The 21,204-nt window shown below is 37.7% G+C and carries 15 protein-coding genes; 6 read left to right on the top strand and 9 right to left on the bottom strand.

Annotation, left to right across the window (positions count from 1 at the left end; genetic code table 11):
- Window positions 1-87: 87 nt before the first annotated feature.
- From DK858_RS04455 to purL, 7 genes are all read right to left on the bottom strand, one after another.
- Complete coding sequence (locus DK858_RS04455) at window positions 88-735, bottom strand: hypothetical protein (RefSeq protein ID WP_109396377.1); 648 nt, start codon at window positions 733-735, stop codon at window positions 88-90.
- A gap of 261 nt (window positions 736-996) precedes the next feature.
- Window positions 997-1,335, bottom strand: coding sequence for a nitrogen regulatory protein P-II (gene glnB, locus DK858_RS04450; protein ID WP_023581614.1), 339 nt, complete (start codon window positions 1,333-1,335; stop codon window positions 997-999).
- A gap of 15 nt (window positions 1,336-1,350) precedes the next feature.
- Complete coding sequence (locus tag DK858_RS04445; protein WP_109396376.1) at window positions 1,351-2,967, bottom strand: NAD+ synthase; 1,617 nt, start codon at window positions 2,965-2,967, stop codon at window positions 1,351-1,353.
- A 73-nt stretch (window positions 2,968-3,040) separates the two neighbouring features.
- Window positions 3,041-4,378 (bottom strand): two-component system response regulator GlrR, encoded by a 1,338-nt coding sequence (glrR, locus tag DK858_RS04440; RefSeq protein WP_023581612.1) that lies wholly within the window; start codon window positions 4,376-4,378, stop codon window positions 3,041-3,043.
- 11 nt (window positions 4,379-4,389) lie between these two features.
- Window positions 4,390-5,430, bottom strand: a complete 1,041-nt coding sequence (qseG, locus tag DK858_RS04435; protein WP_228407169.1) for a two-component system QseEF-associated lipoprotein QseG — start codon at window positions 5,428-5,430, stop codon at window positions 4,390-4,392.
- A complete protein-coding gene (locus tag DK858_RS04430; protein ID WP_162556475.1) occupies window positions 5,430-6,878 on the bottom strand; it encodes a sensor histidine kinase in 1,449 nt (482 codons plus the stop codon). The genes qseG and DK858_RS04430 overlap by 1 nt, the downstream gene beginning before the upstream one ends.
- A gap of 691 nt (window positions 6,879-7,569) precedes the next feature.
- Window positions 7,570-11,460, bottom strand: a complete 3,891-nt coding sequence (purL, locus tag DK858_RS04425; protein ID WP_109396375.1) for a phosphoribosylformylglycinamidine synthase — start codon at window positions 11,458-11,460, stop codon at window positions 7,570-7,572.
- A 264-nt stretch (window positions 11,461-11,724) separates the two neighbouring features.
- Here purL and mltF point away from each other — a divergent pair, with 264 nt between their 5' ends.
- The 6 genes from mltF (at window position 11,725) to DK858_RS04395 (ending at window position 19,654) form a co-directional block, all read left to right on the top strand.
- Complete coding sequence (gene mltF / locus DK858_RS04420) at window positions 11,725-13,194, top strand: membrane-bound lytic murein transglycosylase MltF (protein ID WP_109396374.1); 1,470 nt, start codon at window positions 11,725-11,727, stop codon at window positions 13,192-13,194.
- 808 nt (window positions 13,195-14,002) lie between these two features.
- Entirely contained in the window at window positions 14,003-14,551 is a 549-nt protein-coding gene (locus DK858_RS04415) for a fimbrial protein (protein WP_109396373.1), read from the top strand.
- A 178-nt stretch (window positions 14,552-14,729) separates the two neighbouring features.
- On the top strand, window positions 14,730-17,216 hold the full coding sequence (locus tag DK858_RS04410) for a fimbria/pilus outer membrane usher protein (protein WP_109396372.1): 2,487 nt from the start codon (window positions 14,730-14,732) through the stop codon (window positions 17,214-17,216).
- A 30-nt stretch (window positions 17,217-17,246) separates the two neighbouring features.
- Complete coding sequence (locus DK858_RS04405; RefSeq protein ID WP_109396371.1) at window positions 17,247-18,011, top strand: fimbrial biogenesis chaperone; 765 nt, start codon at window positions 17,247-17,249, stop codon at window positions 18,009-18,011.
- A 24-nt stretch (window positions 18,012-18,035) separates the two neighbouring features.
- The gene (locus DK858_RS04400) at window positions 18,036-19,106 is read left to right on the top strand and encodes a fimbrial protein (protein ID WP_109396370.1); all 1,071 of its coding nucleotides are present in this window, start codon (window positions 18,036-18,038) and stop codon (window positions 19,104-19,106) included.
- Window positions 19,106-19,654, top strand: a complete 549-nt coding sequence (locus tag DK858_RS04395) for a fimbrial protein (protein WP_109396369.1) — start codon at window positions 19,106-19,108, stop codon at window positions 19,652-19,654. Before DK858_RS04400 ends, DK858_RS04395 begins: the two co-directional genes overlap by 1 nt.
- Window positions 19,655-19,661: 7 nt before the next feature.
- Here the strand turns inward: DK858_RS04395 and tadA are convergent, their stop codons facing one another.
- Window positions 19,662-20,192, bottom strand: coding sequence for a tRNA adenosine(34) deaminase TadA (tadA, locus tag DK858_RS04390; protein ID WP_109396368.1), 531 nt, complete (start codon window positions 20,190-20,192; stop codon window positions 19,662-19,664).
- Window positions 20,193-20,298: 106 nt separating this feature from the next.
- Window positions 20,299-20,934 carry a LysE family translocator gene (locus tag DK858_RS04385; protein WP_109396367.1) on the bottom strand — a complete coding sequence of 212 codons (636 nt, stop codon included), beginning with the start codon at window positions 20,932-20,934 and terminating at the stop codon, window positions 20,299-20,301.
- Between the last annotated feature and the right edge of the window lie 270 nt (window positions 20,935-21,204).

Here is a 21,204-nt window from a genome sequence, read left to right as displayed (position 1 = left end):
TCATCAATATTTAATCCTAAATTGAATAATAAAAGCGCTGATAACGTTATATTTATCAGCGCTTGTTTAGGTTATTTCACTACCTTTTTATAATCGATATTTATTTTCAATCGCTGTCGGAATTACATGCTCTTTAGCAGAAAAACCGTACCAAATAACACTAATTAAACAGAGTGTATAACCAAATAATTCACTTCCCTCTTCCACCATGTTTTTAACAGCACGGTTATAATCCTCACCCAATAATTTGTGCCAAAGTATTCCCATACCAAATAAACGAGAGAACAATAAAATACATAATAGGCCAGCAACTAACATTCCATGGCTTGGATGAGTAATAAAATGAATTAAGCCTTTTAATGTTTTCTTGCCTTCTCTAATGGCAATGGCTATAGAAATAAATACCACCGTTAGAGCAAACCAAACCCAAGATCCGTGTGCAATCTGATCAAATACATTATCTAATTCACGAATTAAAATGCACAAGAAAAACCCCATAATAAGTGTGAACGCTCCCCGCTGTTCACTTTCTTGGCACACTTTAACAAAAAAGAATAAGCAAATAATGGCGACGATAATTTCTTGACCTAATTCAGTTATCGACGTTTCAGAGATACCATTATCGAGAACCAAAATATCAAGAAAAATAAATCCCGTAGTGATTGCGATTAATACTGCCGCACATAAAAATAAAGCGAGACGCTTTAGTAAATAATTAAACACTATTTTGCCCATACCTTAATGATTTTTAATATTGATGATAATAACTTTACTTGAAAGTTATTAAATAACATTTTGTGCCTTAAAGTTTACAAAAAACAGTAAAATAAATTGTTCTATATCATCAATAGACTTGTATAAGATATAAATAGCATTATAGGTAAAACATTAAAAAATTAATTATGCGCAAGAAAAAGAAAAAGCCCGATATTTTGATCAAAAATATCGGGCTTAAATAAAAATAAATAATATAACTATTTGGCTTAAGTTAATTAACTAAATAGCCTCTTCGTCTTGTTCGCCAGTACGAATACGAATAACACGACTTACATCAAAGACAAAAATCTTGCCATCACCAATTTTGCCTGTTTGTGCTGTTGTCATAATTGTATCTACACAGGTTTCAACAATTTCATCAGAGACAACAATCTCAATCTTCACTTTTGGTAAAAAATCGACCATGTATTCGGCACCACGGTAAAGCTCAGTATGCCCCTTTTGGCGACCAAAGCCTTTCACTTCTGTTACCGTCATGCCCGTGATACCCACTTCGCCCAGCGCTTCTCTTACATCATCTAATTTAAACGGCTTAATTATCGCTTCAATTTTTTTCATCGTATTATCCTGCTATTACCAGTTGTGGCGACCAAAACCGCTTGTAATTGGGTATCTGCGATCTTTACCAAAGTTACGACTTGTAATACGTGGCCCAACAGGGGCTTGACGTCGCTTGTACTCATTAATATCGACTAATTTTATCACCTTACGAACTGTCGCTTCATCAAATCCTGCTGCAACTAAATCAGAGACAGATTTATCATGTTCAACATAACCTTCAAGAATAGCATCCAGAATATCATAAGGAGGTAAATTATCTTGGTCTGTTTGTCCCGGTGCAAGTTCCGCTGATGGAGGTCTATCAATAACACGCTGAGGAATGGCAGGTGAAAGTGTATTACGATATTTAGAAAGCTCAAAAACTAATGTTTTAGGTATATCTTTTAGTACATCAAAACCACCCGCCATATCACCATACAATGTGGAATACCCCACTGCTGATTCACTTTTATTGCTTGTGGTTAACACTAAACGGCGACGTTTATTCGACATGGCCATCAAAATAACAGCTCGACAACGCGCTTGTAGATTTTCTTCTGTGGTATCTGCTGCAGTATCTTTAAACATAGGTGCAAGTTGAGCCATAAAAGCATCAAACATGGGTTCAATAGAAACCGTATCAAACTCAACACCTAATAAATCAGCTTGTTCTTTCGCGTCATGAATACTCATTTCTGAAGTATAACGAAATGGCATCATCACAGCCTGAACACTCTCTTTGCCTAAAGCATCAGCTGCGATGGCAACCGTTAATCCAGAGTCAATACCACCAGATAACCCTAGAATTGCCCCTTTAAAACCGTTTTTAATTACATAATCACGCGTTGCAAGCACTAATGCTTGATAAACTTGCGCTAGAGGTGACAGTTCTGGCGCTGGCTCTGCCATCGGAATAATATTCAATTCGTCGAATTCAACGATGGTAGTTTGTTCATCAAATGCGGCTAAACGATGCGTAATAGCACCCCGTTCATCAAATACTTTTGAACAACCATCGAAAACCAACTCATCTTGACCGCCAATTTGGTTAAGATAAATCACCGGAAGGTGTGTTCTTTGGCAATGTTCTTTAATTAGCTGTGTACGAATATGCGGTTTTTCACGGTTATAAGGTGATGCATTAATAGATAGAACGAGATCAGCCCCCGCTTGCTTTAATGCATCAATAGGTTCATTGATCCAAATATCTTCACATATTAACAAACCTAAGTGGTAACCCTTAAATGGCACCACACAGCGCTCATTTCCTTGTTGGAAATAACGCTTCTCATCAAACACACCATAATTCGGTAATTGCTGTTTGAAATAACGCGCTTGTAATTCACCTTTATAGAAAAATGAAAGTGCGTTGTAAATTTTGCCGTTTTGCCACCAAGGATGTCCAACTACAATCGCTGTTTTTTTACTTGCTTGTTCTAAACGCGTAAGTTGTGTTTCACAACGCTGTTGGAAATCAGGACGAAATAGCAGATCTTCAGGAGAGTAACCACATAAAGCCAACTCAGAGAACATGACCAAATCAGCCTCTTCTTGTGCCTTAATGGTAGATAACATGCGTTCGCAGTTACCTTCAATATCGCCAACAACCCAATTAAGTTGAGCCATGGCGAGTTTTAATTTACGACTCATAAAAATTAGTCTCTCCGCTATCTTCCGCATAAAAGGAAAATTAGTTTAAAAATATATTCGTTATCTGAAAAGGTTATTCCTTAAAATCATTCGCATCTAGCTCATGACGAGATAACAATTTATAAAACTCTGTTCGATTGCGTCCAGCCATGCGTGCGGCTTGGGTCACATTACCTTTTGTCATTTGCAAAAGCTTTCTCAAATAGGTCATTTCAAAATGTCCTCTCGCTTCTGCAAATGTCGGCAGTGCCGTATTTTCACCTTGTAATGCCTGTGTGACAAGCGCTTCACTAATCACAGGTGCTGTTGTTAACGCAACACATTGCTCAATAACATTAACCAATTGACGCACATTACCAGGCCAACTTGCTGTCATTAAGCATTTCATCGCATCGGTTGAAAAACTTCGAACAAAAGGCTTATGACGTTTAGCAGATTCTCTCAATAAGTGATTAGCAAGAATAGGAATATCTTCAGCTCTCTCACTTAGTGTCGGTATACGTAAGTTAACCACATTTAAACGATAGAATAGATCTTCACGAAATTCATTACGTTCCATCGCTTTAGGTAAATCACGATGCGTTGCAGAAAGAATACGCACATCAATATCAATATCGCGATTGCTACCTAATGGACGAACTTTTCGTTCTTGTAAAACTCGTAATAACTTAACTTGCAATGCCATTGGCATATCGCCAATTTCATCTAAAAATAATGTGCCGCCTTCAGCTGCCTGAAATAGACCTTCACGACTGCTCACTGCTCCTGTAAAAGCGCCTTTCGCATGACCAAATAATTCAGACTCTAGAAGTTGCTCTGGTAACGCACCACAGTTAATAGCAATAAAAGGTTTTTTCGCTCTAGGACTTGCGCGATGAATAGCTTGAGCAAGGACTTCTTTTCCCGTACCACTTTGACCATTGATAAGTACACTGACATCTGATTGAGCGACTAACTTTGCTTGCTCTAATAAACGTAGCATTTGTGGGCTACGTGTCACGATATCTTTTGACCACTCTTCATCTGAAACTATAGTCACAAGCTCAAGTGCTTCATCAATCGCTTTATAAAGTGCGTCTCTATCAACGGGTTTGGTCAAAAAACTAAAGACACCTTGCTGCGTTGCGGCCACTGCATCAGGAATAGAGCCATGAGCGGTAAGAATGATAACTGGCATGCCTGGTTGCTGACGTTGTATTTCAGCAAACAGCGCCATACCATCCATTTCATCCATTCGGAGATCACTAATAACAAGATCTATTTTTTCTTTTAAGAGAAGTTTTAGTGCTTCTTGTCCACTTTCAGCGGTGAAGATATGAAAACCTTCACTTGTTAATCGCATGCCAAGTAACTTTAATAACCCAGGATCGTCATCGACAAGTAAAAGATTTGCTGATTTATGGCCAGCCATGCACATTCTCCTTATTTAGAACCAGCTTCTGCCGATTTTGAGCTTTGTGTGTCAATATCAGTTTTAACAGGTTCTGGTTTTACCACCTCGGGTTTCGTAGATTCTGGTTTTGAAGACTCTGGTTTAACTGCTGTTACAGCAGGTTGTTTTCCCTCGCCCTTTGGCTTCTCTGTTATCGATTGCGTCGAAACGGGTTTTTCCGTCGTTTTTTCAACAGCAGGTTTTTCGGTAGCAGGTTTCTCCGCATTCACTTTTTCTGTTTCCGCAGATGTTGCCGTTGCGCTATCGGTTAACGCTTCATTTTGTGATAGTGAATCGACTGAGCCACTCTGTTTTCTATTCGATAACTGCCGTTCAATTTGGGTAAGGCTCTCAAGCTTTTTCAGCGTGACATTCAGCTCATGCTGTAACGCATTATTCTCTTTTCTTAGCACATCAATTCTATTATCTGTATCTGTGGTTAAACGACGATAGCGATTCTTTTCTTCCGCTAAAGAGAGAATGAGCGTTTGGTTCTCAATCCATATCGATAATAGAACTCGCATAGAACTTGGAAATTGTAATTTATAGCTTTCTAATAACACTAATTGTGTTCGACGATCGGCAATCGTCATTCCAGCACGCTCTAATAGAATACTTTTATAAAATGCATCATCCCAACCAGTGACAATAACATTGTTTGCTTGGCGTTGTGCTTCTGTCGTCATTATGCGGTTTGTACATTCAATAGCACGTAACCAATAAAGTGCGTTATTAATGCCTTCATCATAAAATGAGCTTAATGTTTTACATTCAGCCCAACGATAATCAATCGTTTTTTGTTTAACAACAGGAATTTCTTGTTCAGGCTCTTGTGTATTAGTGAGCGACTTTGGTGTACACCCTGAAAGAACCAGTGGAAACATGATAAACAAGAAACATTGCTTCCAATTTAATGCGATTTTTCTAGTTGATGCAGGGGCCATAGATAACAATTCAATACCAAGCATCTTCTTATTTATTTTTTTATACTCATGATGAGGAGATGCTTGTTTTTGTGACCTAATTTGCATTATTTAATCTCAGAAAGTAGCGGTAATTCAATACGAAAACAGACATCAGCATAGTCAGAAGGAACAACACTTAATTCACCTTCCATTCTTTTGATACAGTCATGAGCAATACTCAAACCTAAACCACTTCCTTTAACTGCCCCTTTACGTAGCAAAGATCCTTGGAAAAAGGGTTCAAAAATCATTTTTTGTTCAGATTCAGGAATAGGGGTTCCTTTATTGGCTATATCAATAACTATTTTCTGTTCAACTTGATAACTAGAGATCCAGATATTACCTGATTCAGCACCATAGTGCACCGCATTCGAATAGAGATTGTCGATAACTCGTGATAATAGCGTCGCTTCTGCTCTACATGTAGTTAGATTAAGTGAAATAATCGTTTTAATATCTTTAGCTCTCGCGGGTAAACTGTGAGCTAATACCACATCATTTACTATATCAATCAAGTTAATTTCTTCAATTTGCTGAGGAACTTCAGAAAGTTTACGATTGTAATCAAGCAATTGTTCAATTAATAACTGTAATTGCTTACTACTATTATCAAGAATTGAAACGACTTCTTTTTGATCAAGAGTTAAAGGACCGGCAACTTCATCCGCTAATAATTCCGTACCTTCTCGCATACTGGCTAACGGTGTTTTTAACTCATGAGAGATATGACGTAAAAATTCATGTCGTTGAGATTCAAGCCATGCTAAACGTTCACTTAACCAAATAATACGCTGTGCTAATGATCGCAGTTCTCGCGGTCCTTGAAAAGTATCTAAATTATTACTGAGAGTTCGACCTTCACCTAATCGGTTGATCATCTTTTCAATCCCTTTAACAGGACCAATAATCATTCGAGTAAATAGCGCGATGAGGATCAAACTGAAAACAAAAACAATAAGACTTTGCCAACCGAAATAGCGTCCTTTCTCAGCGATTGCCATTTGGAGTTGTTCACCGCGACTAAAAATAATCTCTTTGGTTAAGACAACAATACGGTTATTGGCATAAGAGAACTGCTCTAAAGCTTGTTGCATCTCTTTAGTGGGTTCACTACTTTCACATTGAATTGATTTTAATTTTTCAAGTGAAGTATTAAGCACATCGGCTTCTTTAGAGGCAGATAGAGGAATGATGGTTTGCTGTAATGTTGAGAAGAGTTTGCTGTATTGCTGGTAGCGTTGCTGATACATATCATCATCGGTTTTATCTCTTAAAACACAATATCGGCGATAATTTCCTTCCATTTCAATCGCTAGATTTCGCATCACTTCACTACGTTCGGTATCTGCAAGGGCATTTTTATTAGTAATCGCTGCCTGATTACTTAATTGATCAAGACTTTGATAAGCCTGATAAGCAAGCACAAGTAAAGGTAATAGCACCATCCAAAATGCCATTATCACGAGCTGTCTTAAAGAACGGGGGAAAATACGCCACTTTTTCAATGAAATCATCTCAACACCTATTAGAGTAATGCGATGCTACATGACTTGATAACAAGAAAAAAGTCCGACATTAGGAAAATCAGGCAAGCGAACAAACACAAACGAGGAAATGCGACAGGCTCTAGAAGTGGGAGAGCGGAATATCTTATTGAGATATTCCGCTCGTCAATATTTCATCTCTTTTTTCTCTAAAAGAGAATGAAGGTGGTGCCTCACTCCACGTGTCGCCCTGTGTTTGATAAGGTCCGAAGACGAGTATCATGATGTTGGACGGTAGGCACCTTACTCTGGCGTCATTCCTGGCTTATGTGGTATGTTCCCACCCATTATTGTGGACCGACATAAAAAGTTGAATGAGCAACTGATTTATATAATGCACAAGGCGTGCCAACTTTTCAATAAAAAAATTAACACATTGAAAATAAATGAAAAATTAAAAAACACCTATCATGTTTTATTTATAACTCTTTTTTATCTACTCATAAAACAACCAAGCTGTCTCCATATCCAGACAGAGTTACCCCAAATTTAATAATCACTTATATTTCAATCAATTAAATGTCGCCAAAAGGCGACATTTAAAATGGTAAGTGTCGCCTTTTTTACACAATGAAAAATAATCTCTTTATTATCAATAAAATAAAGCCCCTAACAATGTAGAGGCTTTATGTGTTTATTACTAAGACAATATTACATTTGATTAATCAAATTGTTTTCTTGCATTGCGGAATAAACGCATCCAAGGGCTGTCTTCACCCCAATTATCTGGATGCCAAGAATTACTGACCGTTCTAAACACCCGTTCTGGGTGAGGCATCATAATGGTTGAACGACCATCCTTTGTCGTAACAGCGGTGATCCCTTTTACAGAGCCATTAGGATTTAATGGATATTGTTCTGTTGGATTACCGTAATGATCGACAAAACGTAATCCCACTAAATTTTGAGCTTCTAGTTGTGCTAATTGCTCTTCATTACGGAATTCAGCAAAACCTTCACCATGAGAAACAGCAATAGGCATTTGTGAACCCGCCATACCTTGTAGTAATAACGATGGACTTTCTGTCACTTTCACTAAACTAAAGCGTGCTTCAAAACGCTCAGAACGGTTACGAACAAAACGAGGCCACAAATCTGCCCCCGGAATAAGTTCTGATAATGTTGACATCATTTGACAACCATTACAGACCCCAAGGGACAAGGTATCTTGACGTTCAAAGAATTGGGCAAACTCATCGCGTAAACGAGAGTTAAATAAAATAGACTTCGCCCAACCTTCGCCCGCGCCTAATACATCACCGTAAGAGAATCCGCCACACGCCACCAATACATCAAAATCACTAAGTGAACGTCGTGAGGAATGTAAGTCACTCATATGAACGTCGATAGCATCAAAACCCGCTCTGTCAAAAGCAGCCGCCATTTCAACATGAGAGTTAACGCCTTGCTCTCTTAATACCGCGATACGAGGGCGGTTTCCTGTTGCAATATAAGGTGCAGCAATATCTTCATTTGGATCAAAGGTTAAATTCACATTTAACCCCGGATCGTTGAGATCTTGTTTTGCTTGATGCTCTTCATCTGCACACTCTGGATTATCACGTAAGCGTTGCATTTGCCATGTTGTTTCCGCCCACCAAAGACGTAAAGTACTGCGTTTTTCATTATAAACTTCAGTTTCACGACTTTGGATAATAATGGCATCATTTTCTGTTGCTTGACCTAAATAGTGTAAACAATCCAATAAGCCATATTCAGCAAATAATGCTTCTACAGCTTCTTGATGTTCTGCACTAATTTGGATCACGCCACCGAGCTCTTCATTAAAGAGTCCAGCTAAAATATCTTCATCATACGCACTGATATCAACATGTAAGCCACAATGGCCTGTAAATGCCATTTCTACAAGAGTGACAAATAATCCGCCATCAGAACGATCGTGATAAGCCAACAATTTGCGCTCATTAACCAATTGTTGCATCACATTAAAGAACTGTTTTAACTGCTCAACATCACGAAGATCAGCCGCTTTTTGGCCTAATTGACGATAAACTTGGGCTAGTGCTGTCGCGCCTAATGCGTTATGGCCATTTCCCAAATCAATCAAATACAAGCGGTTTCCTGCTTGTGTTGATAATTCAGGCGTCACAGTTTTACGCACATCTTCAACACGAGAGAATGCCGTAATCACTAAAGATAATGGAGAAGTAACCTCTTTGGTTTTTCCATCTTTATCTTGCCAGCGCGTCTTCATTGACATCGAATCTTTACCCACAGGGATCGTAATGCCTAACTCTGGACATAACTCTTCACCAATGGCTTTCACTGCATCATATAAACCCGCATCTTCACCGGGATGACCAGCTGCTGACATCCAGTTAGCCGAAAGCTTAATACGATTAAGTGCTTCTACATCACAACCCGCCATATTTGTTAGCGCTTCACCGACAGCCATACGTGCAGATGCAGCAAAATCTAACAGTGCGATAGGTGCTCGTTCACCAATAGACATCGCTTCACCATAATAGCTATCTAATGTTGCGGTGGTCACAGCGCAATTGGCAACGGGAATTTGCCAAGGTCCGACCATTTGGTCACGCGCAACCATACCCGTTACCGAGCGGTCACCAATGGTAATTAAGAAAGTTTTTTCAGCAACTGCGGGTAAATGAAGAACACGATAAACAGCATCTTTTAAATCGATATCTTTACGAGAAAGATACTCACCTTCTGTTTTAAGTGATTTTACATCACGCAACATTTTAGGTGCTTTGCCTAATAATATGTCTAATGGCATATCAATCGGTTTATTATCAAAGTGTGTGTCATTGAGCACTAATTCACGTTCTTGTGTTGCTTCACCGATCACCGCATAAGGTGCTCTTTCACGCTGACATAACGCATCAAACAGAGGCATTTTCTCAGGTGATACTGCCAATACATAACGCTCTTGAGATTCATTACACCAGATCTCAAGTGGGCTCATACCCGGTTCATCATTAAGAACATTGCGTAATTCAAAACGACCACCACGACCACCATCATTGACTAATTCAGGCATTGCATTTGAAAGGCCACCAGCACCAACGTCATGAATAAATAAGATTGGATTATCGTCACCTAATTGCCAACAACGGTCGATAACTTCTTGGCAGCGACGTTCCATTTCTGGGTTATCACGCTGAACAGAGGCGAAATCTAAATCTGCATCTGATTGGCCTGATGTCATAGAAGAAGCCGCACCACCACCAAGTCCAATGTTCATAGATGGTCCACCAAGTACAATCAGCTTAGCACCAACGGTAATTTCACCTTTTTGTACGTGGTCTTCGCGAATATTACCAATCCCCCCTGCTAACATGATTGGTTTATGGTAACCGCGAATTTCAACACCATTATGGCTATTAACTTGTTCTTCATAGGTTCTGAAATAGCCAAGTAATGCTGGACGACCAAATTCATTATTAAATGCTGCACCACCTAATGGACCTTCGGTCATAATATCTAATGCATTAACAATACGCTCTGGTTTGCCAAAATCTTCTTCCCAAGGCTGTTCAAACCCAGGAATTCGTAAGTTAGAAACCGAAAATCCAACTAGACCAGCTTTAGGTTTTGCACCACGTCCAGTTGCACCTTCATCTCGAATTTCACCGCCCGACCCCGTTGCTGCCCCCGGCCAAGGCGAAATCGCCGTTGGGTGGTTATGTGTTTCCACTTTCATCAAGATATGTACAGGTTCTTGGTGATAGTGATAATGCCCTTTTTCTGTATCAGGATAAAAGCGTCCAGCCACAGAACCTTCCATTACAGCTGCATTATCCTTATAAGCTGACATAACATAATCAGGCGTTTGCTCAAACGTATTTTTAATCATTTTAAATAATGATTTATCTTGAGCTTTACCATCAATTATCCAATCAGCATTAAATATTTTATGGCGACAATGTTCAGAGTTGGCTTGGGCAAACATATAAAGCTCAACATCTGTTGGATTACGTTGTAAGCGGTTGAAAGCATCGACTAGGTAATCAACTTCATCATCTGCCAGCGCTAATCCCATTTCGATATTAGCTTTTACCAATGCATCTTTGCCTTTTGCAAGAACATCAATAGTTTTTAGTGGTGCTGGCGTTTGCTCAGCAAAAAGTGCATTTACATCTTGATAATTTAAGAAAATGGTTTCCATCATTCGATCATGAATAAAACCATAAAGTTGTTGCCACTGAGTGTCTGTCATCGTACCGCACTCAATAAAGTAAGCGATACCACGTTCAATTCGGACAACCTTGGCTAAACCACAGTTATGTGCAATATCTGTCGCTTTAGAAGACCAAGGTGAAATGGTTCCTGGGCGAGGCGTAACCACTCGCATTTCCCCAACAGGCTCATGTTCTGTTAATGAAGGCCCATAATGCAGTAGTTGACGTAATTTAATTTGGTCATCTTCAGATAACTGCCCTTCCACTTTCGCGAAATGGACAAATTCCGCATATATACCTTGTACAGGAAGAGCATTTTCCTGACATAGAGTGAGTAATTTATTAATACGAAACGCGGATAAAGCGGGGGAGCCACGCAGGATTTCCATAGTATTGAGTTCTCTCTTTTAGCAGCTAGCCTGATCAATCATTCAGGGGAAACGCGCCTAGTATAATAGAATAACCGCTCAGACGAAACCGTTTGCGTGAACAAAATAACGGCATTTAACTTAGAGTGTTTTAATGATTAATTGGTGTAATCAAGTTGCGTCTTGCCAATATGTTAAGCAAAATGCTCGATTACTGGAAATTTATCCATGTTAAAATGACGATTTTACACACAACAATAAACAACGTTAACGAGAACCAACCTATTGAATAATATAAGGATAAACTATTTCGTTATCGTTATCATAGCGCTCTTTTCAGCGGCTATTATCGCGTTGAATATTACATGGCCAGATAGGCAAAAAGCGCAGATAAATAAGATTTTATCTCGTGGTGAGTTAAGAATTAGTACGATACCTTCACCATTGATAACGATGAACGATAAAAAGGACCCCGTAGGTTTCGATTATGAATTAGTTAAACGCTTTGCAGATTACCTAGGCGTGAAACTTGTCGTTAATATGCGGACAAATATCAACCAAATGTTTGATGATCTGGAGAATAATAAAGCTGACTTTATCGCCGCCGGATTACTTTATAATAAAGAGAGATTAGAGACGACACGCAGTGGACCTGCTTATTTTTCAGTTTCTCAACAACTCATTTACCGTAAAGGGACATTAAGACCACGTAGCTTTGATACGTTAGATGGGCGCCTTGTTGTCACTGCAGGCTCTGCTCATGCAAGTTTATTGCGAACATTAAAAGAGACGCAATATCCCGAACTTGAATGGGAAGAATCAGATAATCAGACGACATCACAACTGCTAGAAGCATTATCTGAAGGCAAAATAACTTATGTGTTAGCGGACTCAATCAGTGTTGCAGTACAACAACGCATTCATCCTAATGTTGCTGTAGGGTTTGAAGTCACTGAAAGTCGACCATTAACATGGTATTTGCCGGATGGTGAAGATAATAGCTTATATGCGGCAATGCTTGATTACTTTAATCAATTATCTCAAGACGATGTGTTAGCAAGACTTGAAGAAAAGTATTTTGGTCATGTGGGTTCGTTTGATTACTTCGATACTATCTCTTTTATTACAGCGATAGATTCTGTTTTACCAAACTATCAGCCCCTTTTTGAAAAGTATGCAGATACTTTCGATTGGCGGTTATTGGCCGCTATGGCATGGCAAGAATCACATTGGGATCCTCATGCTACATCACCAACAGGAGTGAGAGGATTGATGATGTTAACTCGTCCCACGGCATCAAGTATGGGCGTTACTGATAGGCTTGATCCTGAAGAGAGTATTCGAGGAGGAGCGCAATATCTTCAGCACCTCCTTTCGCGTTTACCCGATTCTATCCCTGAAGATGAAAAAATTTGGTTTGCATTAGCAGCATATAATATAGGATTTGGCCATATGCTTGATGCCAGAAGACTTACTGAGCAGCAAAATGCCGATCCTGACAGTTGGCTAGATGTAAAATCAAGACTACCTCTACTTAGCCAAAAGAAATATTATGAAAATCTCCCTTATGGCTATGCCAGAGGCCATGAGGCTTATCGCTATGTTGAAAACATTCGACGATACCAACTCAGCCTTGTTGGTTACCTTCAAGCCAAAGAGAGCAAAAATAAAATATTATCTAAAGATAAAGAAGATGATGGAGATGATGAAAAACAAGGAAGATCACCATTGACTCAAGATATGGCTTATCAATAATTTTTGTACTTAAAAACAGCCAATTAAACAACATAGCCTCTTTTATAGAGGCTTATTTATTTCATTTCTACTATTGAAAAGCTCCCCCTGCCATTGAAGCCTCCTAAATTAATATTTTCTTAATATTAAAAATTGTTACATTTTTTTATGTCTTTTTTTCCCAAAAATAGGGAAAACTCATGTGTTAAAAAATGTAACACTCATTAGTAAAAACACTCACCTGATGAGTAAATTGTACTTTAAATAATCTAAATAGTCATTTTAAGACTATCAGAATAGGTGAAATATAAGAAAAAATTAACTTAAGTACGTAGGAATTATCTCATTAGTTATTATTCATTTTATGATTATTATTTTGTTAAAAACTTTTTTCTCGTTAAAAATTAACTGAACAACCTCTTTATTAACATATAACCTATTGAATTATATATATTATGATAATCTATAATTGTTTTTATTAATTTTCTTAACCTAATGTTAATAACATTACTTTTTGTAAAGTTAAGACAATGTTAATTATATTGTCTATTAAATTTATCTGCCTGATAAACTTTTTAACCCACAAAGTGAGTAATAAAAACAATAAACCTATACAAAACTCTATTAATATGGAATAGGCAAGATTAAATATGAAAATTGAGGAAATCAACAAAACGTTATATCAAACAGAGCGCCTTTGTTGATATCATATAAACCAGTCATTATTCGAAATAATTCGAAATATAATGCAAATCAATTTTTTATATTCCGATATTAATATTATTTTCTACAAGTAATAATACGCACGATCTTCAAGGGATTATTTATAATGAAACTGAGTAAAATTGCTTTAGCTGCTGCTTTAGTATTTGGTATTAATTCTGTTGCAACTGCTGAAACTCCTGCACCAAAAATTGGCTCAACTAAAGGCGAAATTCAATTAAAAGGTGAAATTGTTAATTCAGCTTGTGGATTAGCAGCTTCTTCAAGTCCTGTTATTGTTGATTTCAGTGAAATCCCAACTTCTGCATTAGCAAATATGCAGAAAGCGGGTAACGTTAAAAAAGATATCGAATTACAAGACTGTGATACTACCGTAGCAAAAACAGCTACTGTTAGCTATACACCAAGCGTTGTTAATGCAACAAATAAAGACTTAGCTTCTTTCGTATCTGGCTCAGCTTCTGGCGCAGGTATCGGTTTAATGGATGCTGGCAGCAAATCAGTAAAATGGAACACAGCAACAACACCTGTACAATTAGTTAATGGTGTTTCTAAAATCCCATTTGTTGCTTACGTTCAAGCTGAATCAGCTGAAGCGACTGTAACGCCTGGTGAATTCCAAGCCGTTATCAACTTCCAAGTTGATTATCAGTAATCGTTTTATTTATTTAAATTAATTAAATAATAAATTAGTTACTGCATTAACGCAGGGGATTTCCTCTGCGTTAAATTCGATAAAACACTTCAATTTAATAAGAATAAAATAAAAATTAATTAAATAAATATTCATTATTTAATTAGTTTTTATTTAATTAATAATTAGGCGTTTATTCATGTTAATTTCTTTTTTTCACAGCACAATATGGAAAAACATTTGTGCCATTTTGCTATTGTGCTTAGCGTTTGTCGCTCAAGCCGAGCAAGATGATTCTGTGGAATTTAACATTCATATGCTAGATGCCGAAGACAGAGATAATGTCGATTTATCTCGTTTTGCAACCTCTAATTACATCATTCCGGGTATCTACTACTTAGATATCCGTATAAATGGTCGTGATTTCCCTCGCCAAAACATTAATTACGTTGAAGTTAAACCCAATTACTCCATCGCTTGTATTGACCCTACTCTTCTAAAAAAATTAACAGTTAACGAAGAAAATCAAAAATTTATCGAAGAAATCTCACCAGATTGTTTCGATATTAGTCAATTACCGGGTATCTCTATCAAAAATGATGGTGGTGTTCTCGATATTGTTATACCTCGCTCATTAATGAAATATGAAGATACGGATTGGACACCACCTGAATTGTGGGATCCGGGTGTATCAGGGCTATTAGTTGACTATACCTTAACAGGGACATCGACGCGTCCGAATAAAGGCAATAATAACAACTCATTGACAGGATATGGCCAAGCTGGGATTAACCTTGGCGAATGGCGATTACGTGCTGAATATCAAGGAAACTATTCATCTGAATATTCATCAAATAATAGCTTTGATTGGAATCAGATTTACGCATATAAACCATTACCAAATCAAGCAGCAAAATTAACGCTTGGTGAAACTTATTTAAACTCTCAAGTTTTTGATAGTTTTCGTTTTACAGGCGCTAATATACAAAGTGATGAAAGAATGTTGCCTCCTTCTTTGCAAGGTTATGCACCTGAAATTCATGGTATAGCAAACACTAATGCCAAAGTAACTGTAACGCAAAATGGTCGCTTAATTTATGAAACCACTGTACCTGCGGGCCCTTTTGCTATTAAACATTTACAAGATACTGTACAAGGTCAATTAAATGTCAGAGTTGAAGAGCAAAACGGTAAAGTAAACGAATTCCAAGTACAAACCGCCAATCTACCTTATATGACTCGCCCCGGTTCAGTACGCTATAACACATCAATGGGTCAGTCATCACTCAATAACCATAAAATGCAAGGCCCTGTTTTTTATCAAGGCGATTTTTCATGGGGGATGAACAACACATGGTCACTGTATGGCGGAGTTTTATTAACGGCTAAAGATTACAATGCGTGGTCATTAGGTTTAGGTCACGATATGGGGCGTTTAGGTACTCTTTCAGGTGATATTACTCAATCTTATAGCAAAACCTATGATAATGAGAATATCGACGGGATGTCATTTAAACTGAACTACGCTAAAACATTCGATGAGTACCATAGTACGATTACTTTTGCTGGCTATCGTTTTTCAGAGAAAACTTTCCGATCTTTCTCTCAATATATAGATGAGCGTTACAACAGCATTAATAACAATGGTTATGAAAAAGAGATGTATACCATTACAGGTAACAAAACTTTTTGGGCTGATGATATTGAAAAATCGACAACACTTTATCTATCTTATCGACACCAAAACTATTGGGATAAAAATACACAAGAACAATATGGTGTTACGGTAAGTCGCAATTTTTCTATTATGGGTATAGAGCAGATTAATACCAACTTATCAGCATTCCGCACTCAGCATAAAGGAAATACTGATGACAGTATTTCTTTCAATATTTCAGTTCCATTGGGTAGTGGCAGAAGCATTGGTTATAGCTTGCAAGACAGTAACGGCAAAGTGAACCAAATGGCCTCTTATTCTGATAATAGTAATTATAATAATCTATGGCGTGTCCGAGCAGGTTTAAGCTCAGATAATAAAGCAAATACTGATGGTTATTATCAACACCGCTCCCAATATGCAGAAATTAACGCCAATGCAAGTTATCAGCAAGATAATTATGTTGCACTGGGTGCAACTGTTAAAGGTGGGTTTACTGCAACGCGTCATGGTGCTGCATTGCATAGTAGTAGCATGACATCGAGTACTGCTCGCATGATGGTTGATACAGATGGCGTTGCAGGTGTGCCATTTAATAATCAAAGCACAACAACAAACCTATTTGGTATAGGGGTATTAACTGACTTAACCAGTTATAACAATGTTGATGCTCGTATTGATGTTGATAAAATGGATTCAGATATTGAAACACACAAAGCCATTAGTTCTGCGACTTTAACTGAAGGTGCGATTGGCTACTATAAATTCCCTGTTCGCCAAGGTGAACGCCTAATGGCTATCTTACGAACTGTCGATCAAGCATACCCACCATTTGGTGCCGAAATCACCAATAAAAATGGTCAAAATATGGGAATGGTGATGGAAGATGGTTTAGTTTATATCGCCGGTGTTAACCTTAATGAATCATTAAACGTGATTTGGGGTGGTAAAACCCAGTGTACGATTACAATTCCAGCCGTAATTAACGATCCACTAAAACGTGAATCATTATTATGTCAGGGACTTTAATGAACAAAATGAATTACTAGAGATAATTGTATGAACTCATTCAACACACTCAAAACGCTTTTTTGTGGCTCATTAATTGCGCTCAGCATAATGAGTACGGCTCAAGCAGGCGTATCATTAGATAGAACTCGCGTTGTGCTTATGGGTAACGAAAACTCAGCGAGTGTAAACCTAAAAAATACTAGCCCTGATATTCCTTTTTTAGCACAATCATGGGTTGAAAATGAACACGGACAAAAAATCGCCTCTCCTTTAGTAGCGTTACCCCCTTTACAACGTCTTGATGGAGACCAAAAAGGTGTTGTCAGAATTACCAAAACAGCAGAAATTGGACTTTTGCCACAAGATAGAGAATCGCTGTTCTATTTAAATGTACGCGAAATTCCACCCGCTCCCAAACAAGCTAACGTATTGCAAATGGCAATGCAGTCTCGCATTAAATTATTCTACCGCCCAACAGCTATTATTCCTGAAAAGCCAGGCATGATTTGGCAAGACCAATTAGTGTTTAAAAAACAAGGTAATCAATTTATTGCCGAAAACCCGACACCTTACTACATCACGATTATTGGGCTTTCTAATAAATTGAATGGTGAAGATAGCGACAAATTGACCACTTTCCCTGGTTTAATGGTTGCACCTAAATCATCACTAGAAATTCCAGTTAAAACCAGTAACGTCAATCAATTTTACATGATGTATGTAAATGATTACGGTGGGCATCCAGAATTAAAATTTGTTTGCCAACAAAATAGCTGTAAAGCAGCACCGAAAGACCAACAACCAAAATATTAATAAACTGACGCCAGTAGGAATAAAATGAAATTAACAACAGCAAATTTTTATTTCAATACGCTAAAATTACTTTTTACTGGCGCAATGTTATGTACTCCAATTATTGCATCTGCCTATATTCATGGTGAGGTTCGCACGGTTGGAGGCCCTAATATTTTTAGAGTTGAGTTAAATAACGCAACATTTCCTAATAACCGCCCGGGCGAAACCGCCACAGTCAATTTTTCTTTACCCGACAGATATTTAGCGACAGTTTATTGTCCTAAAGATCCCTTAGTTCCGAATTCTCGTACCTATTTTATGGCCAATTCCGACTTGCGCTATTTAGGTAATAATTACTATGAACTTAATGAATACGTCGATGTTAAGATCAAGTTTTCCATTTGGGGGCCAGATTCACTACCGACCGTTCCTTTTATTGAAAAGCCTAACAATCGAAATGGGCAACAAGGTTGCCGTGTTCCTGAATCACCCAAACCTAACATGTCATCAGGAAGTAGTGGTGTATTAGTATTTCGCTTAAAAAAACCCATTATTAATGGAGTTTCATTAACAGGACAAGCTGTCGCCCAAATGTATGCACGTGTAGGTAATGGCTTATACCAAGAATATGGCCCTGAGCCAATTTCAAAATTAGTGATTAATTCAGGAATATTAACCACGGAAGATAAATGTACATTTAATAATGGATCTCCAATTACCTTTGATTTTGGCAATGTTGGTAATACTTCTGACTATTTAAATGGTCAGAATTATAAGATCACACGCAATATTCCAATCAAGTGTGAAGGGGGTAGTTTTACTAATCCTAACAGTCGAATTATGTTTAAAATTCAAACAGGAAGTTCAGGTATCGCTAGTTTTAATCCTAATTATCTTGGTACAACAGGACCTGTAGATAGAACAAATCTGGGGATTGTTTTAAGAGATAAATCAGGAACGATTGTGCCACCTAATCAATACTTTTCTGTCGGGAAATTAAATAATTTTACAGGAAACTGGGAAGTTACTGCGGCTCCCATTGCAAAAACAGGTAGCAAAATTACAGAAGGCGAGTTTTCAGCACATGCCACATTAGTTGCGGAGTTTATGTAATGAGAAACCCAATAATAACATCTACTATTTCTGTTTTATTATTACTGTCACCCTCAGCCTTTGCCGTGACAGAGCTTATTGGTGGCGATATGGAGTTTAAAGGTGTCGTGGTTGCACATGGTTGTACTATCGTTGCTGGTGATGAAAATAAGGTAGTTGATTTCAAACAGATATCGGCTAAAGATCTCTATACTTTTCAAAAAAGTGAACCTGTTTCTTTTAGTATTAGCTTAGAAAATTGCAGTCAGGATATTTATAAAAGCGTCACGATCACACTAGATGGTAAAGAGCATCCAACAATGCCCAATCACCTTGCTGTTGTCGGCACAGGATCTGAAGATCCTAAAAGTATCGGAATTGTTTTTACCGATCTTCAACGCAATGTTATTCAATTAAAAAAACCGAGCTCAACTCAACTTCTTAATAATAAACGAATTCAGTTTAATTTTATGACATATGTTGAAGCATCACCCTCTGCGCTGAAAAACCAAACATTACTAACAGGCCCTTTCCAAGCACAAGCAACGTATACCCTTAATTATCAGTAAACAGGTATTATTCTTTTATTGCTGGTTCTATATTAATTACAACTGGGCTGTTTTTTTGCTTTTTAAGTTGTTTCTTCTCAGCCCTTCTCATTTTAAAGAATTGACTTAAAAGCTGTGAACACTCTTCACCTAATACACCTGATGTTATCTCAACTTTATGGTTCATTCCGGGGTGCTGTAAAATATCAATAAATGAGCCAGCCGCACCTGTTTTTAAATCTGAGGCGCCATAAACCACACGTTTTACCCTACTATGCACAATCGCTCCGGCACACATCACACAAGGTTCTAAGGTAATATAAAGCGTCGCATCAAGTAGACGATAATTTTGTAAATGCTTTCCCCCCTTACGTAATGCCATAATCTCAGCATGTGCAGTAGGGTCGTTATCAATAATTGAATGATTCCATCCTTTAGCAATGATTTTATTATCAACAACTAATACTGCACCCACCGGTATTTCACCGATTTCTTGTGCTTTTTGCGCTTGCTCAATTGCTTTATGCATCCAATAAATATCATCTTTAACTTTATTCACAAGGATATCTCTTCATTATCATATAGCAACATATTGTACCCTGTTTTCTATTGATAACTAAAGAGATTGTCTTGGATTGTTTATGATAAAAATAGCAGATAAAACTTTAATTTACGCGCGGTTCTGTAGCTAATTTGATGGCTAAAGCGCCTAAGATTGTTGCCATAAACCAACGTTGAACGAGTGCCCAACGAGGCCTTTGTATGAAAAATCCAGCAATAGAGCCCGCGGCAATAACAATCAATGCATTTACGACAATACTAATAATAATTTGGATACTGCCTAACACTAATGACTGATTTAAAATGCTGCCATTTTGAATACTAATAAATTGAGGTAACAGTGATAAGTACATTAATGCAATTTTAGGATTGAGCAGATTCGTGATAAATCCCATCACAAAGAGCTTTGTCGTATTACCTGAAAGTAATTTTTTGGGGTGAAAAATAGAACGCCCACCGGGCTTAATTGATTGCCAAGCAATATATAAAAGGTAAATAGCACCACAAATTTTTAATGTGTCGTAAGCATAAGGTACAGCCATGAAAATAGCGGTAATACCAAATGCAGCTAATAACATATAAAAAACATATCCAACAGCCACACCTATTAGTGAAATAAATCCCGCTTTTTTTCCTTGAGAGATTGAACGTGAAATCAGGTAAATCATATTAGGACCAGGTGTTAGCACTAACCCCAAGGATAAAAGTGCAAACGTCCACATATTAAACAGTGTTGGCATAATATACCCCTTTTCCTGATGTTATTACGTTATTTAACATCAATAACAAGACATTAGACGTGCGAGGTGCCACAAAACACATTATTGTTATACAAACTTATTTAGACCCCACCTTTTATTTGACATAGTAGAGATAAGATTTTGTTGCTTAGAAAGAAGGGGGAATTTTCGATCTTTTACCCTCATATATTTAGCGAAAAACGCCGTAAACCCTCGCCCAATGCGGGCGGGGATATAAGGCGAAAAGCCCGCAGGGCTTTAAAGATCAAT

It is taken from the genome of Proteus faecis (genome assembly GCF_003144395.1).
Lineage (GTDB): Bacteria > Pseudomonadota > Gammaproteobacteria > Enterobacterales > Enterobacteriaceae > Proteus > Proteus faecis.
The sequence above is the reverse complement of the archived record's forward strand: the minus strand, read 5'-3'. Positions and strand labels throughout refer to the sequence as shown.